Here is a 4028-nt window from a genome sequence, read left to right as displayed (position 1 = left end):
CGCCTGCAGGAGTGCGCCGGAGAACGCCAGCGTGAGCGTGTCGACCAGCTCAGGTCGGACGTCGCCGCCCAGTGCCACGGCGAACCTCCGCACCAGCTCGGCCCCGATGCGCCGCCGCAGCTCCTCGACCTCGGGATCGCGCGACAGCAGCGCCGGCGTCACCGCCGCAGCCAGCTCGGGCGCGGCCGCGAGCCGCTCACCCAGCCGCCGGGTGACCCATTGCACCCGGGCCACCGGGTCGATCCCCTCGGGCCGCACGTCGGCGTCCTCGAGGAGGAACCGCCAGAACAGCTCGGCGTAGAGCCGGTTCTTCGAGGCCAGGTAGGTGTACGCCGTCGCGGGCGAGAGGCCGGCACGCTGGGCGACCGTGCGGATCGTCAGGGTCTCGGCGCCCACAGCCCGCAGCTCGTCGCGGCCGGCCTCGAGGAGGCGCTCGGCGGTCGGACTGGACACCTGTCCAAACTAGAACGTGTTCCGCTTTTCGCGCAAGGCCCCTACTCTCGCCTCCATGGCGAACCCCTCGACCGGACCGTGGCCGCGCGCGGAGCTGGAGTCGGCCTTCCGCGACTACCAGGACGAGGTCGAGCGGATCGCCGGGTCCGGCGACTGGGCCCGCTTCGCGGACCTGTTCACCGAGGATGCGACGTACCGCGAGCATGCCTACGGCGACTTCACCGGGCGCGCGGAGATCCGCGACTGGATCGTGCGCACGATGACGGCGTTCCCCGGCAGCGCGATGCCGCACTTCCCCATCGACTGGTACGTCGTCGACGAGGAGCGTGGCCGGATCGTGTGCGAGGTGTGGAACGACCTGCCCGACCCCGGTGACGGCGAGCGGCACGGGGCCAGCAACATCACGATCCTCACCTACGCCGGCGACGGACTGTGGTCGCGCGAGGAGGACGTCTACAACCCGGCGACGTTCCTGCGCGCGACCAAGCGGTGGTACCGCGTCGCTCGGCAGCACGACCGCACCACGCCCGAGGCCGACGCCTGGATGGCGGCGTTCGGCGGCTGACCGGCGGCGCCGCGGTCGCGACCCTACGCGGACGACGTCAGGAGACTGTCAGGCCACCGCGTCCCGGGCGGCGACGAACGCCTCGACACAGCGACGTACGTCGGCCTCCGAGTGCGCGGCCGACAGCTGCACCCGGATCCGCGCCTTGCCGCGCGGCACCACCGGGAACGAGAACGCGATCACGTAGACCCCCTGGCCGAGCATGTGGTCGGCGATCGCGGTGGCGAGCCGGGCGCCGTCGTCTCCGGGGAACATCACCGGCGTGATCGGGTGGGTGCCGGGCAGGAGGTCGAACCCGGCCTCGGTCATCAGCGAGCGGAACAGCGCGCTGTTGGCCGCGAGGGTGTCTCGCGCCTGGCTCGAGGAGGTCACCAGGTCCAGCGCCTTCAGCGAGCCGGCGACCACGCCGGGCGCGACCGAGTTGGAGAACAGGTACGGCCGCGAGCGCTGCCGCAGCAGGTCCACGACCTCCTGGTGGGAGGACACGTAGCCGCCCGACGCGCCGCCGAGCGCCTTGCCGAGCGTCCCGGTGATCACGTCGACGCGGTCCATCACGCCGAACAGCTCGGGGGTGCCGCGCCCACCGGCGCCGACGAACCCCACGGCGTGGGAGTCGTCGACCAGCACCAGCGCGGAGAACTCGTCGGCGAGGTCGCAGATCTGGGGCAGCGGCGCATAGCTGCCGTCCATCGAGAACACCCCGTCGGTCGCGATCAGCACGCGCCGCGCACCGGCCTCACGGGCGGCGACCAGCTGCGTGCGCAGGTCGGCCATGTCGGCGTTCTTGTAGCGGTAGCGCGCCGCCTTGCTCAGCCGGATGCCGTCGATGATCGAGGCGTGGTTGAGCTCGTCGGAGACGATCGCGTCCTCCTCGCCGCACAGCACCTCGAACACGCCGCCGTTGGCATCGAAGCACGAGCTGTAGAGGATCGTGGCCTCGGTGCCGAGGAACTCCGAGAGCCGCCGCTCGAGCTCGGTGTGCTGGGTCTGGGTGCCGCAGATGAACCGCACCGAGCTCATCCCGAAGCCCCAGATGTCGAGCGCGGCCTTGCTCGCGGCGATGACCTCGGGGTGGTCGGAGAAGCCGAGGTAGTTGTTTGCGCAGAAGTTCAGCGCCTCACCCGCGGTGGTGCCGATGTGGGCGGCCTGCGGGGTGGTGATCTCGCGCTCGCGCTTGTAGAGCCCGGCCGCCTCGATCTCCGCCAGGGTGGCGGCCAGCTGCTGCTTCACGTCTCCGTACATCTGCGCCTCAGCTCCAATCCAGGACGGCCTTGCCGGCGGTGCCGGACCGGGTGTGCTCGAAGGCGTCCTGCCAGTCCTCCGCCGGCCCCCGCCACGTGATCACGGACTGTACGGCGTCACGCAGGCCCGGGCTCGTCGCGAGCATCGAGCCCATGAGGTACCAGGTCTCGAACATCTCCCGGCCGTAGATCCCCTTGAGCGTGATCATGTGCGTGATGACCTTCCCCCAGTCGATCTCGTACGTCGACCGCGGCAGTCCCAGCATCGCCACCCGGGCCCCGTGGTTGAGGTTCTCGAGCATGTCCCGCACCGCGGCCGGCGCGCCCGACATCTCCAGGCCGATGTCGAACCCCTCGAGCATGCCGAGCCGCTCCTGCGCCCAGGCCAGGTCCTGGCCCTGGGACACGTCGACGGTCAGGTCGGCCCCGGCCCGGGCGGCGAGCGCGAGCCGCTCCGGGCTGAGGTCGGTGACCGCGATCCGCCGGGCACCCGCATGGCGCACGATCGCGGTCGCCATGATGCCGATCGGACCGGCTCCGGTGATCACGACGTCCTCGCCGACGACCGGCCACTGCAAGGCGGTGTGGGTGGCGTTGCCGAGCGGGTCGAACAGGGCACCCAGGTCGGGGTCGAGGTCGGCGGGCTGGACCCAGGCGTTCGTGGCCGGGATGACGATGTAGTCGGCGAACGCGCCGTCGCGGTTGACCCCGACACCGATGGTGTGGATGCACAGCTGGCGCCGCCCGGCCCGGCAGTTGCGGCACGCGCCGCACACGATGTGGCCCTCCCCCGAGACCCGGTCGCCCACACGGATGTGGTCGACGTCGGCGCCCACCTCGACGACCTCGCCGAAGAACTCGTGGCCGATCGTCATCGGCGCGTGCACCGTCGCGGCCGCCCAGTCGTCCCACGCCAGGAGATGCAGGTCGGTGCCGCACAGGCCGGCCCGCAGCACCCGGATCTTCACGTCCCGGTCGCCGCAGACCGGCTCGGGGACGTCGACGAGCTCGAGCCCGGGACCGGCGGTTGTCTTCACGAGTGCGCGCACGTGCCCATCCTGCACCGCGCGCCCGGTGGGGTCGCGGGCGGCTAGCCGCGGAACGTCCGGCAGGGCTGGCTGCGCAGCGACCGACAGGCCGGCGCCTTCGCGGGCACCCGCACGCCCGGGACGACCGAGAGCACCAGCCGCGAGCGGTGCACGCGGTCGGCGGCGACGAAGACCCGCTCGCCGTGGGCGATGGTCTCGAACGCCCACAGCGGTCGCGCACCGCCCGGTGCATCGACCGTGAGTCGCAGTCTCGAGCCCTCGCGGAACGCCTGGGCGAACGGGAAGACCTCGACGCGGACCTTGGTGAACCTGCCCTTCGGCAGCCGGGCGGCGTCGGCCTCCAGGTCGGTGTGCACCGGCGAGACGGCCGTCGAGCGAGCCCGGTCGAGCCGGCGGTGGCTGACCCGCAGCCACCCCGACTGCACGTAGACCTCGCGCCCGCTGGGGCGGACCTCGCTGAGCGTCACCTCGAGGTCGGTGTCGAGCGCCGCGGTGCGCACCCACAGGTCGACCGACGCCGTGCCGATCGCGACGACGTCCTTGCGCAGCGGCGCGGTGACCCAGCCCAGGCCGGTCCCCGCCGGGATCTGCCGCCAGTCGTAGTCGGGGTGGGCCTGCCAGATCCCGGAGCTCGAGCCGGAGTACGTCGTCCGCGGCAGCGCGTCCGGGTCCGCGCGGTAGCTGCGGGCGCGCGCCGCCGTGGGACGCCGGGACGAGGGC

General features: G+C 72.4%; 5 protein-coding genes. 1 reads left to right on the top strand and 4 read right to left on the bottom strand.

Annotation, left to right across the window (positions count from 1 at the left end; translation table 11 throughout):
* The coding region (locus VGD85_RS11765; RefSeq protein WP_331063630.1) for a helix-turn-helix domain-containing protein at positions 1–453 on the bottom strand (453 nt) is incomplete at its 3' end.
* Positions 454–508: 55 nt separating this feature from the next.
* Between VGD85_RS11765 and VGD85_RS11760 the strand changes: the two genes are divergently transcribed.
* Entirely contained in the window at positions 509–1018 is a 510-nt protein-coding gene (locus VGD85_RS11760) for a nuclear transport factor 2 family protein (protein WP_331063629.1), read from the top strand.
* 48 nt (positions 1019–1066) lie between these two features.
* Here VGD85_RS11760 and VGD85_RS11755 read toward each other — a convergent pair whose 3' ends face one another.
* The 3 genes from VGD85_RS11755 to VGD85_RS11745 form a co-directional block, all read right to left on the bottom strand.
* Positions 1067–2260 (bottom strand): glycine C-acetyltransferase, encoded by a 1194-nt coding sequence (locus VGD85_RS11755; RefSeq protein WP_331063628.1) that lies wholly within the window; start codon positions 2258–2260, stop codon positions 1067–1069.
* A 7-nt stretch (positions 2261–2267) separates the two neighbouring features.
* On the bottom strand, positions 2268–3308 hold the full coding sequence (tdh, locus tag VGD85_RS11750; protein WP_331063627.1) for an L-threonine 3-dehydrogenase: 1041 nt from the start codon (positions 3306–3308) through the stop codon (positions 2268–2270).
* A gap of 41 nt (positions 3309–3349) precedes the next feature.
* Positions 3350–4028 (bottom strand): CocE/NonD family hydrolase C-terminal non-catalytic domain-containing protein (locus VGD85_RS11745; RefSeq protein ID WP_331063626.1); only part of this gene is annotated, 679 nt, incomplete at its 5' end.

This window comes from Nocardioides sp., assembly GCF_036401255.1.
Lineage (GTDB): Bacteria > Actinomycetota > Actinomycetes > Propionibacteriales > Nocardioidaceae > Nocardioides.
The sequence above is the reverse complement of the archived record's forward strand: the minus strand, read 5'-3'. Positions and strand labels throughout refer to the sequence as shown.